Consider the following 16,900-nt stretch of genomic DNA (forward strand, 5'->3'; position numbering starts at 1 on the left):
GCCAGCCCTTTGTTCTTGTTCGGCTTCTGGAGCCGTTTCCGGTTGTGTCAGTCGATGACCCCACCGGGCCACCCTCCCTCGCCGAAAGAGTATGCGCAGACGTCGCGGGAGTTTCCAGCCCCATTTCGCTCGGTCACCTGCGCCAGGCCTCCGGGTTCAGAAGCGCGATGATCGCCAGAAGCTCGACCCGGCCCACGACCATCGCCACCATCAGCACCGCCCGCGCCCCGTCCCCGATTCCGGCATAGGAGATCGGCGCGGCCCCGCCCGAGGCGGCAAGCGGCCCGCAGTTCGTCAGGGCCGCGACTGTCAGCACCAGCGCCTGCTCGAAATCGAGGCCCGCAAGCGAGAGCGCCAGCATGAAGGCCGCGATCGACAGCGCGAAGAGCATGAAGAAGATCCAGGCGATCGAGGCCCCGGTCCGGCGGATATGTCGCGCCTCGGGGCCCGCGCCGCCCACCGAGGACGGATGCACCAGCCGCTCCATCTCGCGCAGCCCGTGCTTGTAGAGCGCATGGACCCGGAGCAGCTTCACGCCCCCCGCCGTCGTGCCGATCCCGCCGCCGAAAATGGCGAGCCCCAGCAGCACCAGCCCCGGCGTGCCGAGCCCCGACCAGGCCATGGCACTGTCCCAGTACCGGCTCTCGAAGCCGAGCGTCACGAGGTAGGACGCCGCGGTGAAGACATCGCCCCAGAGCGCCTGGAGCGCCGCGGCGGCGCTGGTCCCGTCCACCCCGCCAAACCAGTGCCGCAGGAACAGCACCGCCGCCGTGCCGGCCACGACCACGAGGCCCATCCGCAACTCCGGATCGTCGGCGAACCGGGACCCGCTCTCCCCCGGAAGCGCGAGACCGTAGCTGAGCCGCGTGAGGGCGAAGACGAGAAACCCCAGCACCGCGACCTCCGCCAGAAGCGTGCCGCCCCCGGCCGCCAGCCCGCCCACGGGCGAGATGCCGGAGGTGGCCATCACCGACATCGCGTGACAGATCGCCACGAACGGCGTCTGCCCCGACAGGATCAGCAAGAGCGCCAGGACAAGCGTCAGGCCGCCGTAGACGGGGATCAGCTGCGCCGCGAACCGGTCGAGCCGCTCGTAGGGTCCGGCGGTCCGCGTCACCTGGCTGAAGCCCGCGGCGCTGCGGCCGCGCCCGAGACTCGCCCGCACCTCGAAGCCCCCCAGCGACAGCGGCGCCAGGATCGCCATGGCCGCCAGCCACAACACCAGCCCGCCGAGCCAGCCCACGATGGCGCGCCACAGGTGCACCGGGCGTGACAGGTCCTCCGGATCGTCCCACAGCGTCGCGCCCGTCGTGGTGAAGGCCGAAACCATCTCGAACCAGGCGTCGAAATAGCTCGCCCCGGGCGCCAGCCGCCAGAGCGGCAGCGCCATCAGCAGCGGAAGCACGGTAAAGGCACCGAGGAGCGCCATCAGCTGCGCCGGCGCGCCCTCGTCGGGAACGCGCCCCCGCAGCGCAAGGCCGAGAATGCCGGTCGTCAGCCCCACCAGCAGCGCCGAGGTCAGGAACACCTCCATCGCGGCGCGGTCCCCGGTGACCTGCGCGTTGAGGCCGGGAACGACCATGGCCAGCGCCGTCATGGCCATCAGCAGCACGAAGATCGGCTGCCGCGGCCGTCTGCGATCCGAGCGCGGCGCGCGCATCAGGCCGGCCGGCCGGTCGGACGGCGCGGGCGCGCCATCAGAAGAAGTCGATGGAGACCTGCAACAGCCGCTCCACCTCGCGCACGTCGTCGGCCATGGCGAAAAGCACCACGAGGTCCCCCTCCTCGATCCGGGTCTCGGCACCGGGACGGACATATCTGCCGGCCTTCACCACCCCGCCCACCAGCACGCCCTCGGGAAACTCGATCTCGCGGATGCGCCGCCCGGCCATGGGAGAGGTCGAGAGCACCTGCGTCTCGATCATCTCCGCCTCGGCATCGCCGATGGAATAGACCGCCCGCACCCGCCCCAGCCGGATATGCCGCAGGATGGAGCTGACGGTGGTGGCGCGCGGGTTGATGTAGGCGTCGATCCCCAGGGGGTCCATCAGCGGCACGAGGCTCGGATCGTTCGAGAGACAGATCGCCATGGGGCAGCCCATGCTCTTCGCGCGCACGGCGGCGAGCATGTTGGTCTTGTCGTCGTCGGTGACCACCAGCACCGCATCCGCCCGCTCGATCCCCGCCTCCCGCAGGAGCAGCGCGTCGAGCCCGTCGCCATTGAGCACGATGGTCCGCTCCAGCGCGTCCGCGGCGCGCTCGGCACAGCGGCGGTCCTTCTCGATGACCTTCACGCGCATCCGCTCCGCCCGGCTCTCCAGCGCGCGCGCGACCGCAAGGCCCACGTTGCCGCCGCCGATGACGACGACCCGCTCCTGCTTGCGCTGGGTCTTGCCGAAGATCTCCAGCGTCCGCGGCACGTCCTCGGTGGCAGAGAAGACATAGGCGCTGTCGCCCACGAAGAGCTGGTCCCCCGGCGCCGGCGCGAACAGCTGCCCGTCCCGTCGCACCCCCACCACGATGGCCCGGAGCGTGGAGAAGAGGTCGGTGAGCTGCCGGAGCGGCGTATTCACCACCGGCGTCTCCTCGGTGATGCGGATGCCCAGGAGCGTGCCCTTCCCGCCGAGGAACTGCTCGGTGTCGAAGGCCGCCGGCGCCGCGAGCCGCCTCAGCGCCGCCTCGGCGACCTCGCGCTCGGGGCTGATCACGACGTCGATGGGCATGTGATCGCGCCGGTAGAGATCGGAATAGATCGCGTCGAGATAGGACTTCGACCTGAGCCGCGCGATCTTGCGGTTGATGGCAAAGACCGAATGGGCCACCTGGCAGGTGACCATGTTGACCTCGTCCGAATGGGTCGCGGCGATGATCATGTCCGCATCCTCGGCGCCCGCCGCCTTCAGGATGTCGGGATAGGAGGCGAAACCCGCGATCCCCTGCACGTCGAGCGTGTCGGTGGCCCGCCGCACGAGATCGGGGTTGTTGTCCACAACCGTGACGTCGTTGCGCTCGCCGGAGAGGTGCCGCGCGATCTGCCAGCCGACCTGCCCCGCGCCGCAGATGATGACCTTCATGGACCGCCCTTGCTGGCTCCGACCGCACCGGTCTGCCAGAGCCGCGCGGGCCGGTCAATCGCGCGCCACCCTCCCGGTCTCCCCGCTCCCCGCGTCCTCATCTGGCCCGAAACACTCCCGCCGGAGGCGCATCCCGGGTGTGGCACACGTTCTCAGTCGTTTTCGTCGCAGTCCTCGATCAGGGCCTCACGCTCGGGACGTCTATCTTTCGGGAGGCCGCCTCGGGAAACGTCTGAGCCCCGCTCGCCGCCGTGCCTGCATCGCGCCCGTCCGGGGGAAGGTCCGGTTGGCGGAACGGTTCGCCTGACGCGTGCTCGGCCAGCATCGGTCGACCCCGCCGCGGCGGAGTGACGGGTCTTGCCCGCGCGGCCGGGCGGGGACACGATCAGGCCATGACGAACGGGACATCCGACAGGGGACAGGCGATTGCCGGGCGCATCCTCGGCTTGCTGGAGTCGCGCGGGGAGGCGCGGGCGCTCGAGGTGTTCGAGGCGGCTGGGGGCGCGCTGTTTGCCTTCCGCAACGGCTATCCGGCACTGGGGCGGCTCCTTGATGCCTTTCCGGGCGATCTGTGGCGCAGGCGGGAGTCGGTGCTGGGCGCGCTCGTCTTCTACCTCGTGAAACAGGGCCGGGCCGGGCGGGCGCGATCCTATCTCGACGCGCCGGAGATCGAATTCCGCAAGACCGCGCTCTTCGATCTTTATGCGCTCATGGTCGAGATCCATCTCGGCGGCCCGGTGAGCGAGGAGCGCCTGGCGGGCTGGATCGCGCTCGAGCGCCGCCTGCCCGTGTCGGAGCCGCTGCTGGAAGGCCTCTACCACAACTGCATGCTGGTGATGCTCGTGCGCCTTGGCCGGCTGAAGGCCGCGCGCGAGGCCGGGCAGCGGGCGATCTCATGCTACCGGGAGGCGGATCACAGCTATCTAGAGCATTTCATCCATATTCACCTCGCCGATCTGGGCGTGGTCGAGGGGCGGCTGCGGTCGGCGCGACGCAGTCTCGCGGCGGCAGAGCACTGTCTGGAACGGTCTGGCGTGCTCTACGCCAACGAGCGGGATCTGATCGAGATCATCCACCTCGCAATCGCCTACGAGACCGGCCGGCTGGAGACGATCCCGGATCGCGCCGGGGCGCTGCGGGCGAGCCTCTTGCGCGGGGACAGCTGGTCGGAGGTCTTCGTGCAGCTTGGCCGGATCTCGGTGATGAGCGCCTTCTTCCTGTCCGGCCCCGCCCGCGCGCGCCAGGAGCTGGAGGCGTTTCAGGCGGATTACGCGCGGCGGCACGGCACGTCGTCGGCGGCGCTCGACATTCTCGCTGTGCTGATCGCGCGGCTCGACTGGCGGCGGCAGGAGGCGGAGGCGAACCTGCTCGCGTTGTCCGCCGAGCCCGTGCAGAGCGCCATCGGTGCGGTGATGAACGTCGAGGCGCGCGTGGCTCTGGGACATGCAGGGCCAGACCCAGCGGCATTGCCGGGGCCGCGCGGCGCCATCGTCATGGCGCTCCATGAGGCCGAGGCCGCCACCGGGGCCGAACGCCGCCGCAAGGTGGAGAGGGCGCTGTGGCTGGCGGTGGACGAAGGTCAGACGGCGCCGTTTCTGGAACATCGCGACGTCTTCGCGGGCCTGGGCGCGCGGCTCGCCTCGGGCCGCTTCGCCCGGGGGCACCGGCCGCTGGCGCGAATGACCGCGCGCATCCTGCGCGCCGTGGAGCAATCTTACGTGATTCCACCCGATCTGGCCGCCCGGGGCGTGACGCTGCGCCAGTATCGCGTGTTGTCGGCGTTACAGGGCGGCGCAACGAACAAGCAGATCGCCCGCGAACTGGGCATCAGCGAGGCGACGGTGAAGTATCACCTCTCCGCGCTCTACCGTGGGCTCGAATTCGCAAACCGCAAGCAACTCATTGACTCACTTCCAGAAAACGAGGTTTTTACCGAATCCTGGCCGCTTTCCTGACTTTCTGGACCTTTTGGCAGGTGAACCAGCCCCCCCACGCTTGCAAGGTTGCAGCCCGGAGGTCCGTCACCCGTGCTGCCCTACTTGATCCGCCGCGCCCTGTCGCTGTTCTTCGTCCTTCTGGGGCTGGCGGTCCTTATCTTCGTGATCGCCCGCATCGTGCCCGGAGACCCTGCACGGATCGCGCTGGGGCCTCTGGCGACCGCCGACCAGGTGGCGCAGCTCCGGGCGGAGATGGGTCTCGACGAGCCGTTCCTCGTGCAGCTCTGGACCTACCTCTCGGGTCTGGCGCAGGGCGATCTGGGCAAATCGCTGCTCACCTCGCGCCCGGTGAGGGACGACATCATGGCGGCATTGCCCGCGACGCTGGAGCTGGTGCTGTTCACCGTCGTCCTGCAGATCGCGCTGTCGATCCCCCTCGGTGTGCTGGCGGCGGTCTATCGCAACACCTGGATCGACAATGTCACGCGGGTGATCTCGCTGATCGGCGTCGTCACGCCGGGCTTCGTGCTGGCGATCATGCTGCAACTGCTTGCCGCCTATTACTTCGGCTTCTTTCCCGTCACGGGTCGTATTGATCCGAGCCTCGGGTTCAGCGCGGATATCACGGGCCTGCTCATCGTGGACGGCGCCATCGCCGGCCGCTGGGACGTGGTGGGCGATGCTCTGCGGCACCTCATGCTGCCCGCGCTGGCGCTGTCGGCGGCGGGCATCGGGCAGGTCATGCGGATCACCCGCGCCGCGATGATCGAGGTCTCCAGCCGTGATTTCATCGAGGCGTCCCGCGCCTACGGCATCCCGGAACGGGTGGTCACCTTCCGCTACATGCTGCGCGTGGCCTCGGTCGCGCCGCTGACCATCCTGGGGCTCGAATTCGCCTCGCTGATCGGCAACGCCTTCATCGTGGAGTTCGTCTTCTCCTGGCCCGGTATCGCCAGCTACGGCGTGCGCACGATCCTGCAGAAGGACCTCAACGCGGTGATCGGCGTGGTGCTCGTCTCGGGCGTGTTCTTCGTGGTCGCGAACCTCGTGATCGACACGATCCTCGGCCTTCTGGACCCGCGCCACAGGCTTCGGGCGAAGGGGGGCGAATGAGCGCGCTGCCGGACGGAGACGGCCCGCTGAGTCCGACACGATCCATGACGGCGCGGCAGATGGCGCGCTGGCGCTTCACCCGCAATCCCTCGGCGATGATCGGCGCCTTCATCGTGCTCAGCGTCTTCGTCGCGGCGATCTTTGCGCCCTGGCTCGCGCCCTCGCCCGAAAGCGCCGGCAGTTTCGTCGATTTCCGCAACCGCCACGCGCCGCCGTCCTGGGACAACCCGATGGGCACGGACAACGTGGGCCGCGATATCCTGAGCCGCGTCCTCTATGGCTACCGGGTCTCGCTGGGGCTGGTTGTGGGCGTGCTGGGCGTGGCCGTGCCGCTGGGTGTCGTGCTGGGGCTCTGCGCGGGCTATTTCGGCGGCTGGATCGAGACCGGCATCATGCGCTTCACCGACGTGATGCTGGCGCTGCCGCCGCTCGCGATGGCGCTGGCGATCACGGCTGTGCTGTCGCCGAACCTCGTCAACGCGATGATCGCCATTACCCTGCTCTGGTGGACCTGGCACACGCGGCTGATCTACCGGATCGTCAAGGCGCAGATGAACGAGGATTACGTGGAGGCCGCCAAGGTCGCGGGGGCCACGCACCGGCACATCCTGTTCCGCGAGCTTCTGCCGAACTGCATTCCCGCCATCGCGGTGAAATCCTCGCTCGATGCGGGCTTCGTGATCCTCTTCGGCGCCTCGCTGTCCTTTCTCGGCCTCGGCATCCAGCCCCCCACGCCGGACCTCGGGACCATGGTGGCGACGGGGTCGGAATACATGCCCGACATGTGGTGGCAGGCGGTGATGCCGGGTCTTGCCATTCTCTACGCGATCCTCGGCTTCAACCTGCTGGGCGACGGGCTGCGCGACATGCTGGACGTGGAACTGTGAGCGCGCCCCTGCTCGAGGTCGCGGACCTGACCATCGGCTTTCGCGCCTACGGCACGCAGAGGCGCATCCTGCACGGCGTCAGCCTGACCGTGGGCGAGGGAGAGAGGGTCTCCCTCATCGGGCAGTCGGGCTCGGGCAAGACGGTGACGATGCGCACGATCATCGGAACCCTGCCGATGCCGCCGGGTGTCGTCGAGGGCGGTGCCATCCGCTATGACGGCCGGTCGCTGCTCGATCTGTCAAGACAGGAGCGGAACCGGCTGAAGGGCACGGGGATCTCGATCATCCTTCAGGACCCGATGCTGTCCTTCAACCCGGTGCTCACGGTCGGGCGGCAGATGGACGACATCGTCCGCTTCGCCGACATCCGCGAGGGGCGGACCCGGCCCAGGGCGGAGCGACGCGCGCATATCGTGGAGACGCTGTGGAAGGTGCAGCTCCCCGAGGGCGACCGCATCCTGGGCAGCTATCCGATGATGCTGTCGGGGGGCATGCGCCAGCGCGTGCTGATCGGCATGGCCCTTCTGAACAAGCCGCGCCTGCTGATCGCGGACGAGCCCGGAACGGCCCTCGACGTGACGACGCAGGCCGAGATCCTGGCGCTGCTCAATCGGCTGGTGGCCGAGGAAGGGCTGTCGCTGCTCCTGATCACCCATAACCTCGGCGTGGTGCGGGAGATGGCGGACCGGGTCTATGTGATGGAAAAGGGCCGGATCGTGGAGGAGGGCACGCGGGCGACAGTCTTCGCCAATCCGGTTCACCCCTACACCCGCCGGCTGATGGAGGCCGTGCCGCCGCTCTACGGACTCGGCGTCAGGACCGTCACGAACCTGCGCGAAAGCCGCGCGCCCGCCATCGAGGCCGATGGCGCGGGCAAGGCGTTCCTCACCAGGGGCGGCTGGTTCAACCAGGTGACCGGGCGCTTTCAGGCTGTCAATGACGTGTCCCTGAAGATCATGCCCGGCGACATCTTCGGCATCGCGGGCGAAAGCGGCTCGGGCAAGACCACGCTCGCCAAGATGATGCTGGGGCTGATCAAGCCCACCTCCGGGATCCTCGAGGTGGAGGGACGGGCGGTCTCCGCCCTTGCGGGCACCGAGGAGTTCCGCAAGCTCATCCAGATCGTCTACCAGAACCCCGGCTCCTCGCTGAACCCGCGGCGGACGGTGGCCGATCAGCTCGCCGTGCCGCTGAAGTTCACGGGCCACGAGACGGCGGGCATCGGGCGGCGGATTGGCGAGCTGCTGGAGATGGTCGATCTGCCGGCCGACTACGCGAACATGTATCCGCACGAGCTGTCCGGCGGGCAGAAGCAGCGCGTCGCCATCGCGCGGGCGCTGTCGGTCCGGCCGCGCATCCTCGTGCTGGACGAGCCGACCTCGGCGCTCGACGTGCTGGTGCAATCGACGGTGATCGACCTCCTGCACCGGCTGCGGGAGGAGCTCGATCTCACCTATGTCTTCATTTCCCACGACCTCAGCCTGATGCGCAATTTCTGCAACCGCGTCGCGGTGATGCTGCGCGGCGAGGTCGTGGAACAGGGCGCCGTCGCGGAGATCTTCGACGCGCCGCGCCATCCCTACACCCGCGCTCTGCTGTCCGCGATCCCGGTGATCTCGGAGCAGGAGGAGGCGCTCAAACCACAAGTAACCAAGCAAGAACGCGCGGCGGTGCTGGCCACCTCTACCGCGCTGGGAGGGCACTGAATGTTTCGCATCGGGATCGATGTCGGCGGGACGAACACCGACGCCGTGGTGATGGAGGGGGACCGCATCCTCGCGGGCGTGAAATCCCCCACCACCGAGGACGTGATGGGCGGCGTGGTGGAGAGCCTGACCAAGGTGCTGGACCAGTCGGGCGCGCCGAAGGAGCGGGTCTCGGCGGTGATGATCGGGACCACCCATTTCACCAACGCCGTGGTGGAGCGGCGGCACATGGCGCGGACGGCGGCGGTGCGGCTGTGTCTGCCCGCGGCGCAGTGCCTGCCCCCCATGGTGGACTGGCCCGAGGACATCCGCGAGGCCGTCGGCGGGCGCTTCTGGATGGCCAGGGGCGGCAACGAGTTCGACGGACGCCAGATCAGCGGGCTCGACATGGCCGAGCTCGACCGGATCGCCGCCGAGATCGGGGCGGCGGGGATCGACACGGTGGCGGTCACCTCCGTCTTCTCGCCGGTCTCGGACGAGATGGAGAGGAAGGCCGCGGCGCGGCTGAAGGAGCGGCTGCCGGGGGCGGATTTCACCCTGTCGAGCGAGATCGGGCGGCTCGGCATCCTGGAGCGCGAGAACGCCGCCATCATGAACGCGAGCCTGCGCGCGCTGAGCGAGCGGACGGTGGCGGCCTTCGGGCGGGCGCTGGAGGCGGTGGGGCTGACCTGTCCCTACTACATCACCCAGAACGACGGCACGCTGATGAGCCGGGAGTTCGTGCAGGCCTATCCGGTGCTGACCTTCGCGTCGGGGCCCACGAATTCCATGCGGGGCGCGTCGTTCCTGTCGGGCGAGGCGGATGCCATCGTGGCGGATGTGGGCGGCACCTCGACGGATGTGGGCGCGCTGGTGAAGGGCTTCCCGCGGCCGGCCTCGACCACGGTGGACGTGGGCGGGGTCCGCACGAATTTCAGGATGCCGGACGTGTTCTCCATCGCGCTCGGCGGCGGGACGATCATCTCGGGCGAGGGCGACGCGGTGAAGATCGGGCCGCAGTCGGTGGGCTACCGGATCACGCGGGAGGCGATCTGTTTCGGGGGGCAGACCCTGACGGCGACGGACGTGGCCGTGGGGCTGGGTCTGGCCGATGTCGGAGATGCGTCCACACGTGGACGCATGCCTAACGATCTGGAATCAATCAAGGAAAAGATCAACGCCCTGATCCTGAACGCGGTGGAGCGGATGCGCGTCTCGCCGCAACCGATCCCGGTTCTGGCGGTGGGCGGGGGCTCGATCCTGATCCCCGACCGCGTGGGCGACCTTCCGGTGATCCGGCCCGAGCATTTCAGCGTGGCCAATGCCGTGGGCGCCGCCATCGGGCAGATCAGCGGCGAGGTGGACCGCATCTTCAGCCTTGCCTCGAAAAGCCGTGAGGAAGCGCTGGCCGAGGCCCGCAAGGAGGCGACGGACAAGGCCATCGCCGCGGGCGCCGACCCCGCGAGCATCGAGCTGCTGGATCAGGAGGACGTGCCGCTGGCCTATCTTCCGGGCAATGCCACGCGCATCCGGCTCAAGGTGGTGGGGTCGATGCATGGCTGACGTTCTGCGAGAGGTCACCGACACCGACCTCGACGCCATCGAGATCGGCGCCGCCATCCTCGGAACCGGGGGCGGGGGCAATCCCTATATCGGCAAGCTGCGGTGCCGCGAGGAGCTGAAGAAGGGCCGGCGCATCCCGGTCATTCCGCTGTCCGAACTGGCGGACAACGCGCTTGTCGTCAGTCTTGGCGGGATGGGCGCGCCGGTGGTGGGCGTCGAGAAGATCGAGCAGGGCGAGGAATGCCTGCGCGCGCTCAAGGCCATCGAGAAGGAGACCGGTCGCAGGGTCGATGCCCTCATTTCCGCCGAGATCGGCGGGGCAAATTCCATGGAGCCGATGCTGACCGCAGCGCAGGCGGGGCTGCCGGTGGTGGATGGCGACGGGATGGGCCGCGCCTTTCCCGAGATGCAGATGACCACCTGGTCCATTTACGGCCACCGCGCGGTGCCCGCCGCCATGGCCGACGAGAAGGGCAATATCGTGGTGATCCGCGACACGCCGACCGACCACTGGCTGGAGCATATCGCGCGGGCCGCGGTGGTGCCCATGGGCGCGGCCTGCGGGCTGGCCACGGCGCCGATGTCGGGGGCCTTCGTCAAGCGGGTGGCGATTCCGAACACGATCACCCAGGCGCTGAACCTCGGGCGCGCGGTTCTCCATGCTCATCGCGCCCATCTCGACCCGATCAGGACGGTGATCGAACAGGAGAACGGCAGGCTCCTGATGACGGCCAAGATCGTCGATCTGGAGCGGCACCTGAAGGGCGGCTTCGCGGTGGGTCACCTGACGCTCGAGGGCTTTGGAGACTTCGCCGGAGAGAGCGGGCATATCGACCTGCAGAACGAATTCCTCGTCTTCCGCAGGGGCGGCGTCGTGGAGGCCTGCGTGCCCGACCTGATCGTCGTGCTCGACAGCGACACGGGCTTGCCGATCACGACCGAGATGCTGCGCTACGGGCAGCGGATCGCGGTGCTGGGCCTGCCCTGCCACGATCTTCTGCGCAGTCCCGAGGCGCTGGAGATCGTGGGGCCCGCGGCCTTCGGATATCCGGACATCACCTATGAGCCGATGCCGGCGGCAGGGGGGAGAGCAGCATGAGGCCGATCACGGAAATCACCAGGGCCGACATGGCCCATATCGCCCTCGGCGGCGCCTTTCTGGGCACCGGGGGCGGAGGCGATCCCTATATCGGCAAGCTGATGGCGGAACAGGCCATTGCCGAGCACGGGCCGGTGCCCGTGCTGGACGTGGAGGCGCTGGACGACGATGCCCTTGTGGTGCCCGTCGCGATGATGGGCGCGCCCACGGTGATGCTGGAAAAGCTGCCGAGGGGCGACGAGGCGATCAACGCGCTGCGCTCTCTGGAGGCGGTGCTGGGGCGCAAGGCCGACGCCATCTTCTGCATCGAGGCGGGGGGGCTCAATTCCACCATCCCCATCGCGGTCGCGGCCTCGGCGGGCCTGCCCATCGTGGACGGCGACGGGATGGGCCGCGCCTTTCCCGAGTTGCAGATGGTGTCGATGACCATGTTCGGCATTCACGCCTGCCCGATGGCCATGGCCGACGAGAAGGGCAACGCGCTGGTTCTGAACACGGTCGACAACCTCTCGACCGAGAAATTCGCCCGGGTCATCACGGTGGAGATGGGGGGCGCGGGGCTGATCGCGCTCTATCCCATGACCGGCAGACAGGCGAAGGAGGCGATCCTGCGCGGCTCGCTGAGCCTGATCCACAACATCGGCCGGATCATCACCACCGAACAGGCGGCGAACCGCAATCCGGCGGACCTGCTGGCGCGGGAGCTGAACGGCGTGCGGCTCTTCGAGGGGCGCGTGACGGATGTGGACCGGCGCACCGAGGGCGGTTTCGCGCGGGGCCAGGCGCGGCTCGAGGGGCTCGAGGCCTATGCCGGGCGGGTGCTGACGCTGAAGTTCCAGAACGAGTTTCTGGTGGCCGAGGACGAGACCGGGCGGCCGCTGGCGATGACGCCGGACCTGATCTGCCTGCTCGATCTCGAGACCGGCCAGCCGATCACCACCGAACAGATGGGATACGGGTTCCGGGTCATCGCCTTTGGCCTGCCCTGCGATCCCAAATGGCGCAGCCCCCATGGGCTCGACTTGGTGGGGCCGGGCTATTTCGGCTATGCGCATCAGTATCAACCAATTGAAGACATTGAAAGAAACTGAACTACCAACATGGAGGACGGGACCATGACAACCTTTAAGACGACCTTGACGGGGGCCGCGGCGGCGCTGGCGTTGAGCGCATCCGCCGCGCTGGCGCAGAACGTGGTGACGGTGAACGTGGTGCAGATCTTCGGCACCATCGACCCGGCGAAGATCAACGACTACACGGAATACATGGCCGGGGTGAACCTCTACGAGGGGCTGACCACGGTCGACGGCGACGGCGCGATCCAGCCGCTTCTGGCCGAAAGCTGGGAGGTGAGCGAGGACCTGCTGACCTGGACCTTTACCCTCAAGGAGGGCGCGACCTTCCAGGACGGCAGCCCGGTCGAGGCAAAGGACGTCGTCTGGTCCATCGAGCGGTTGGTCGCGCTGAACCAGGGGCCGGCCTATCTCTTCGCCGACGTGCTCGACGCGGGCGCGGTCACGGCGGTGGACGACAGGACGGTGCAGATCACGCTCAACCGCGTCTATTCGCCCTTCCTGACCACGACGCCGATCCTGTTCGTGGTGAACTCGGATCTCGCGCAGGAGAACGCGACCGAGGACGATCCCTGGGCGGAGGATTTCATCGCCAACAATTCGGCCGGCGCGGGCGCCTTCATGCTCGACAGCTGGGAGCGGGGCGCGGCGATGACGCTCAAGGCCTACGAGGGCTATCACCTCGGCTGGGACGACCAGTCCATCGACGAGGTGCGCTTCGTCGTCACCAACGAGGAGGCGACGGTGCGGGCGCTGGCCGCCTCGGGCGAGCTGTCGCTGTCGTCGGACGCGCAGGCGCAGGAGACCTACGACGCCATCGGCGCCATGGAGAACTACCGGATCGAGGTCTATCCGACGGCGGACAACTTCTATTTCAAGCTCAACAACCAGCGCCCGCCGACCGATGACGTGCTGATCCGCCGCGCGCTGGCGCTGGCGACGGATTACGAGACGATCCGCGAGGTTCTGCTGCCGGGCGAGCCGCTGGCGGGACCGATGCCGCCCGTCTTCGCCGACGCCTTCCCCGAGGACGTGGCCCTGCCGGTCTTCGATCTCGAGGCCGCGGCGGAACTGGTGCGGCAGTCGAGCTATGCCGACCAGGTGCCGATCGACATCGAGATGATGTACGTCGCGGGCCTCGCCTTCGAGGAGGAGATCGCGCTCCTGCAGAAGTCGATCCTCGACAGCATCGGGTTCAACGTGCTCCTGCGGCCCGAGCCGTGGAACCGGATGACCGAGCTTGCGAGCGACGTGGAACAGACGCCGGCGATGAACCAGGTGTTCTACGGTGCCACCTATCCCTCGCCGGACAGCTACTTCTTTCCGCAGTACCACAGCCGGGCCGCGGGGACCTGGGCGAGCATGGAATGGGTGCTCGATCCGGAGGTCGACGCGATGATCGACGCGGCGCGGGCCACGGCCGATGTCGAGGAGCAGAACGAGATATACAAGGCGCTCCAGCGCAAGCTGGTGGAGGATCAGGTCGCGGTCTTCCTGCTGACGCAGCGGGGCCAGCAGGCAATGCACGAATGCCTGCAGAACTTCGTCTATGTGCCGATGCAGAGCTTCGAGTTCAACTTCCACACGATGAAATGGGTCTGCGACTGATCTCCCCTCCCTCGCGAGGCGGCGCGGGCGGTCCTTCGGGGCCGCCCGTTCCTTGTCGGGAAACAGGCGAGGCCTCGACTGCCCTTCCCGGTTGCGGGATCAGCCCCTCCGGATCGCGCGCCCGAGCCCACGACCCACAACTGGACATGATCCGGCGCAGCTAGCGCAGCCGGAAGGCGGGTTCCATCGACGAAGTCACCCGGATCAGGCGGTCTGTCCCAGCTTTCGCAGCCGGTTCTCCCGCAGCCGGGCGAAATCGTCGCCCGCGTGATAGGAGGACCGCGTCAGCGGCGTCGCCGAGACCATCAGGAAGCCCTTGCCATAGGCCGCCTTCTCGTAGGCGGCGAACTCCTCGGGCGTCACGAACCGGTCCACCCGGTGATGCTTCGGCGTCGGCTGCAGGTACTGGCCGATGGTCAGGAAATCGACATCCGCCGCGCGCATGTCGTCCATCACCTGCCCCACCGCCTGCCGGTCCTCGCCAAGGCCCACCATGATCCCCGACTTGGTGAACATCGACGGGTCCAGCTCCTTCACCCGCTGCAGGAGGCGCAGGGAATGGAAGTACCGCGCCCCGGGCCGCACCTCGGGGTAAAGCCCCGGAACCGTCTCGAGGTTGTGGTTGAACACGTCGGGCTTCGCCGCCACGACCACCTCCAGCGCCTCCGGACCGCAGCGCAGGAAATCCGGCGTCAGGATCTCGATCGTCGTGTCCGGCGCGCGGTGCCGGATCGCCCGGATCGTGCGGGCGAAATGCTCGGCGCCGCCGTCCTCCACGTCGTCGCGGTCGACGCTCGTGATCACGACATGGTTCAGCCCCAGCTTCGCCACGGCATCCGCCACGCGTCCCGGTTCGAAGGCGTCGAGTTCGTCGGGCCTGCCCGTGGCCACGTTGCAGAAGGTGCAGCCGCGGGTGCAGATGTCTCCCATGATCATCATGGTCGCGTGACCCTGCGACCAGCACTCGCCCGCGTTGGGACAGCCCGCCTCCTCGCAGACCGTCACCAGCTTGTGCTCGCGGATGATCTCGCGGGTCTGGCGATAGCCTTCGGACGTGGGCGCCTTCACCCGGATCCAGCCGGGTTTCTTCGGCTGGGCGTTGTCCTGCCGGTGCGCCTTTTCCGGGTGGCGATCGGCCGGCAGCTTCAGGTCGCGCGGGGCCATGGGCATTCCTCCGGGATTTCCACGGACATAACCCTCCGCCCCCCGGCTGTCCACGGGCAGGCCGCCGCACATGGCGGCCTTGCCCGGGACGCGGGGGTCAGGCGGCGCGGCACGGCGCGGCCTCCAGCACGGGCCCCACCTCCTCGCGCGTCAGCAGCGCGAAATGCTCCGGACCGATGAGGGTCGCGGCCCCGGCGGCGAAGACGCGCAGCCCGGTCGCCGCAAAGAGCACCTCCTCCTCCCCAAGCACGGGCGCCAGCAGCGTCGTCGCCGGCGCCGCCCTGCGCCGAATGCCGAGATGCCCCACGAGATCCGCCGCCCGCACCAGCGCCACCGGGGTCCCCAGCCAGTCGATGGCCCAGCCCGTCTCGAGCAGCAGCAACTGCCCGGGCGGCAGGCTCGTTTCGGCATCCGCGCCGAGGACGCCCGCAGGCAGGCGCACCGCGTCGTCCGTGCCGGCCTCGGCGCGCAGCGCGCGCAGAGGCCGCAGCCCGCCGTCCATGGTGTAGAGCCGGTCGCCCGGGGTCAGCTCCGCCACGTCGCGCCAGCCGGTTTCGGTCTCGAGTTTCGTGCCCGCGAACAGCCCCATGGGCCCCACGCTCGCGCAAAGCGCCGGAATGCCGATGGCGAACGCATTGGAATGATGTGCAAACATCGCATGTCTCCTGCTGTCTGAGCGGTCCGTGCCGCCGGTTCGGGAGCGGAAAGCGCGCCCCATGCCCGACAGATTGCGGCGCGATTCGCGCCGGTTTTCCGGCCCGCACGCGGCAGAACCGGGGCATAGGTTCCGATCCGGCACAGATGCCGCAAGACCCGCGCCCGAGGCGGAAAACCGAGGACAAATACCTGATAAAACTTGACTTAACCCGAGGCGGATTATGGAGGCCCCCGACGTCAGGCGGGTTTGACCTCCTGCCCGCCCCCCGGCATGCTCGCGGCGCAAGTTCGGGTGGGCAGATGACGATCAACTGGCGCCGCCACCGGCGGGAGGAACACGGGCTCGGCGGCCCGCGGGATTTCCTGCGCCAGATCGTCTATGGCGGCAACGACGGGATCGTGACCACCTTCGCCGTGGTCTCGGGCTTCGCGGGGGCCGAGGCCGCGGGAACGGCCGAGATCGGCGCGATCGCCGTCCTCGTCTTCGGCCTTGCGAACCTCTTCGCCGACGGCGTTTCCATGGGCCTCGGAGAGGTGCTCGCCGCACGCTCCCAGGCCGTGCTCCACGACCGGCAGCGCAGGGGCCAGCTGCGGGAGCTGAAGGACCATCCCGAGAAGGAACGCGCCGAACTCGTCCAGATCCTCGAGGAGCGCGGGCTCGATCCCGCCGCCGCCCGTCGCGTGAGCCGGGAGCTCGTGGCCTCGCCCGACCTCGTGGCGGACCTGATGATGACCTACGAACTCGAGATGCCGGAAAGCCCGGAGCGCAGCCCCTATCTCGGCGGGCTCTCGACCTTCGTCTCCTTCATCCTCTTCGGCTTCCTGCCGCTGATCCCCTACATGCTGCGCGACCCGCTGGCGCCCGGGACCTTCGGCCTTGCCGTCGCCGCCACCGCCGCGGCGCTGGCGCTCCTGGGGATCCTGCGCGCTGTCGTGACGCGGGAACGGCTCTTGCGCGGCATGGCGGAAACGCTCTCGGTCGGCGGGATCTGCGCGGTGGTGGCCTACGGCGTGGGCGCTCTCGTCGCGGGCTGAGCCCG

Annotated in this window: 13 protein-coding genes; 9 read left to right on the plus strand and 4 right to left on the minus strand. The window is 68.6% G+C overall.

The genetic code is table 11. From position 1 onward, the window contains the following. Positions 1-133: 133 nt before the first annotated feature. Entirely contained in the window at positions 134-1,660 is a 1,527-nt protein-coding gene (locus EAT49_RS01900; protein ID WP_123640576.1) for a TrkH family potassium uptake protein, read from the minus strand. 37 nt (positions 1,661-1,697) lie between these two features. Next, positions 1,698-3,074 (minus strand): Trk system potassium transporter TrkA, encoded by a 1,377-nt coding sequence (trkA, locus tag EAT49_RS01905; RefSeq protein ID WP_123640577.1) that lies wholly within the window; start codon positions 3,072-3,074, stop codon positions 1,698-1,700. A gap of 392 nt (positions 3,075-3,466) precedes the next feature. On the opposite strand from trkA, the gene EAT49_RS01910 reads away from it, so the two are divergent. The 8 genes from EAT49_RS01910 to EAT49_RS01945 all read left to right on the plus strand — a co-directional run bounded on the left by EAT49_RS01910 (position 3,467) and on the right by EAT49_RS01945 (position 14,039). Further along, positions 3,467-5,029 carry a helix-turn-helix transcriptional regulator gene (locus EAT49_RS01910; protein WP_123640578.1) on the plus strand — a complete coding sequence of 521 codons (1,563 nt, stop codon included), beginning with the start codon at positions 3,467-3,469 and terminating at the stop codon, positions 5,027-5,029. A 72-nt stretch (positions 5,030-5,101) separates the two neighbouring features. Continuing rightward, positions 5,102-6,124, plus strand: coding sequence for an ABC transporter permease (locus tag EAT49_RS01915; protein WP_123640579.1), 1,023 nt, complete (start codon positions 5,102-5,104; stop codon positions 6,122-6,124). Then, on the plus strand, positions 6,121-7,011 hold the full coding sequence (locus tag EAT49_RS01920) for an ABC transporter permease (protein WP_123640580.1): 891 nt from the start codon (positions 6,121-6,123) through the stop codon (positions 7,009-7,011). The genes EAT49_RS01915 and EAT49_RS01920 overlap by 4 nt, the downstream gene beginning before the upstream one ends. Beyond that, the gene (locus EAT49_RS01925) at positions 7,008-8,717 is read left to right on the plus strand and encodes a dipeptide ABC transporter ATP-binding protein (RefSeq protein ID WP_123640581.1); all 1,710 of its coding nucleotides are present in this window, start codon (positions 7,008-7,010) and stop codon (positions 8,715-8,717) included. Before EAT49_RS01920 ends, EAT49_RS01925 begins: the two co-directional genes overlap by 4 nt. Next, positions 8,718-10,259 (plus strand): hydantoinase/oxoprolinase N-terminal domain-containing protein, encoded by a 1,542-nt coding sequence (locus EAT49_RS01930; RefSeq protein ID WP_123640582.1) that lies wholly within the window; start codon positions 8,718-8,720, stop codon positions 10,257-10,259. Beyond that, on the plus strand, positions 10,252-11,358 hold the full coding sequence (locus EAT49_RS01935) for an S-methyl thiohydantoin desulfurase family protein (protein ID WP_123640583.1): 1,107 nt from the start codon (positions 10,252-10,254) through the stop codon (positions 11,356-11,358). Before EAT49_RS01930 ends, EAT49_RS01935 begins: the two co-directional genes overlap by 8 nt. Next, positions 11,355-12,449 carry an S-methyl thiohydantoin desulfurase family protein gene (locus tag EAT49_RS01940; protein WP_123640584.1) on the plus strand — a complete coding sequence of 365 codons (1,095 nt, stop codon included), beginning with the start codon at positions 11,355-11,357 and terminating at the stop codon, positions 12,447-12,449. Before EAT49_RS01935 ends, EAT49_RS01940 begins: the two co-directional genes overlap by 4 nt. A 24-nt stretch (positions 12,450-12,473) precedes the next feature. Continuing rightward, positions 12,474-14,039: an ABC transporter substrate-binding protein gene (locus tag EAT49_RS01945; protein WP_123640585.1), complete on the plus strand. Its 1,566-nt coding sequence runs from the start codon at positions 12,474-12,476 to the stop codon at positions 14,037-14,039. A gap of 204 nt (positions 14,040-14,243) precedes the next feature. Here EAT49_RS01945 and lipA read toward each other — a convergent pair whose 3' ends face one another. Further along, on the minus strand, positions 14,244-15,203 hold the full coding sequence (gene lipA / locus EAT49_RS01950; protein WP_123640586.1) for a lipoyl synthase: 960 nt from the start codon (positions 15,201-15,203) through the stop codon (positions 14,244-14,246). Positions 15,204-15,300: 97 nt separating this feature from the next. After that, positions 15,301-15,858, minus strand: a complete 558-nt coding sequence (locus EAT49_RS01955) for a Hint domain-containing protein (protein ID WP_185020610.1) — start codon at positions 15,856-15,858, stop codon at positions 15,301-15,303. A 302-nt stretch (positions 15,859-16,160) separates the two neighbouring features. On the opposite strand from EAT49_RS01955, the gene EAT49_RS01960 reads away from it, so the two are divergent. Continuing rightward, positions 16,161-16,895, plus strand: coding sequence for a VIT1/CCC1 transporter family protein (locus tag EAT49_RS01960; RefSeq protein ID WP_123640588.1), 735 nt, complete (start codon positions 16,161-16,163; stop codon positions 16,893-16,895). Positions 16,896-16,900 lie beyond the last annotated feature (5 nt).

The organism is Histidinibacterium lentulum (assembly GCF_003789055.1).
Lineage (GTDB): Bacteria > Pseudomonadota > Alphaproteobacteria > Rhodobacterales > Rhodobacteraceae > Oceanicola > Oceanicola lentulus.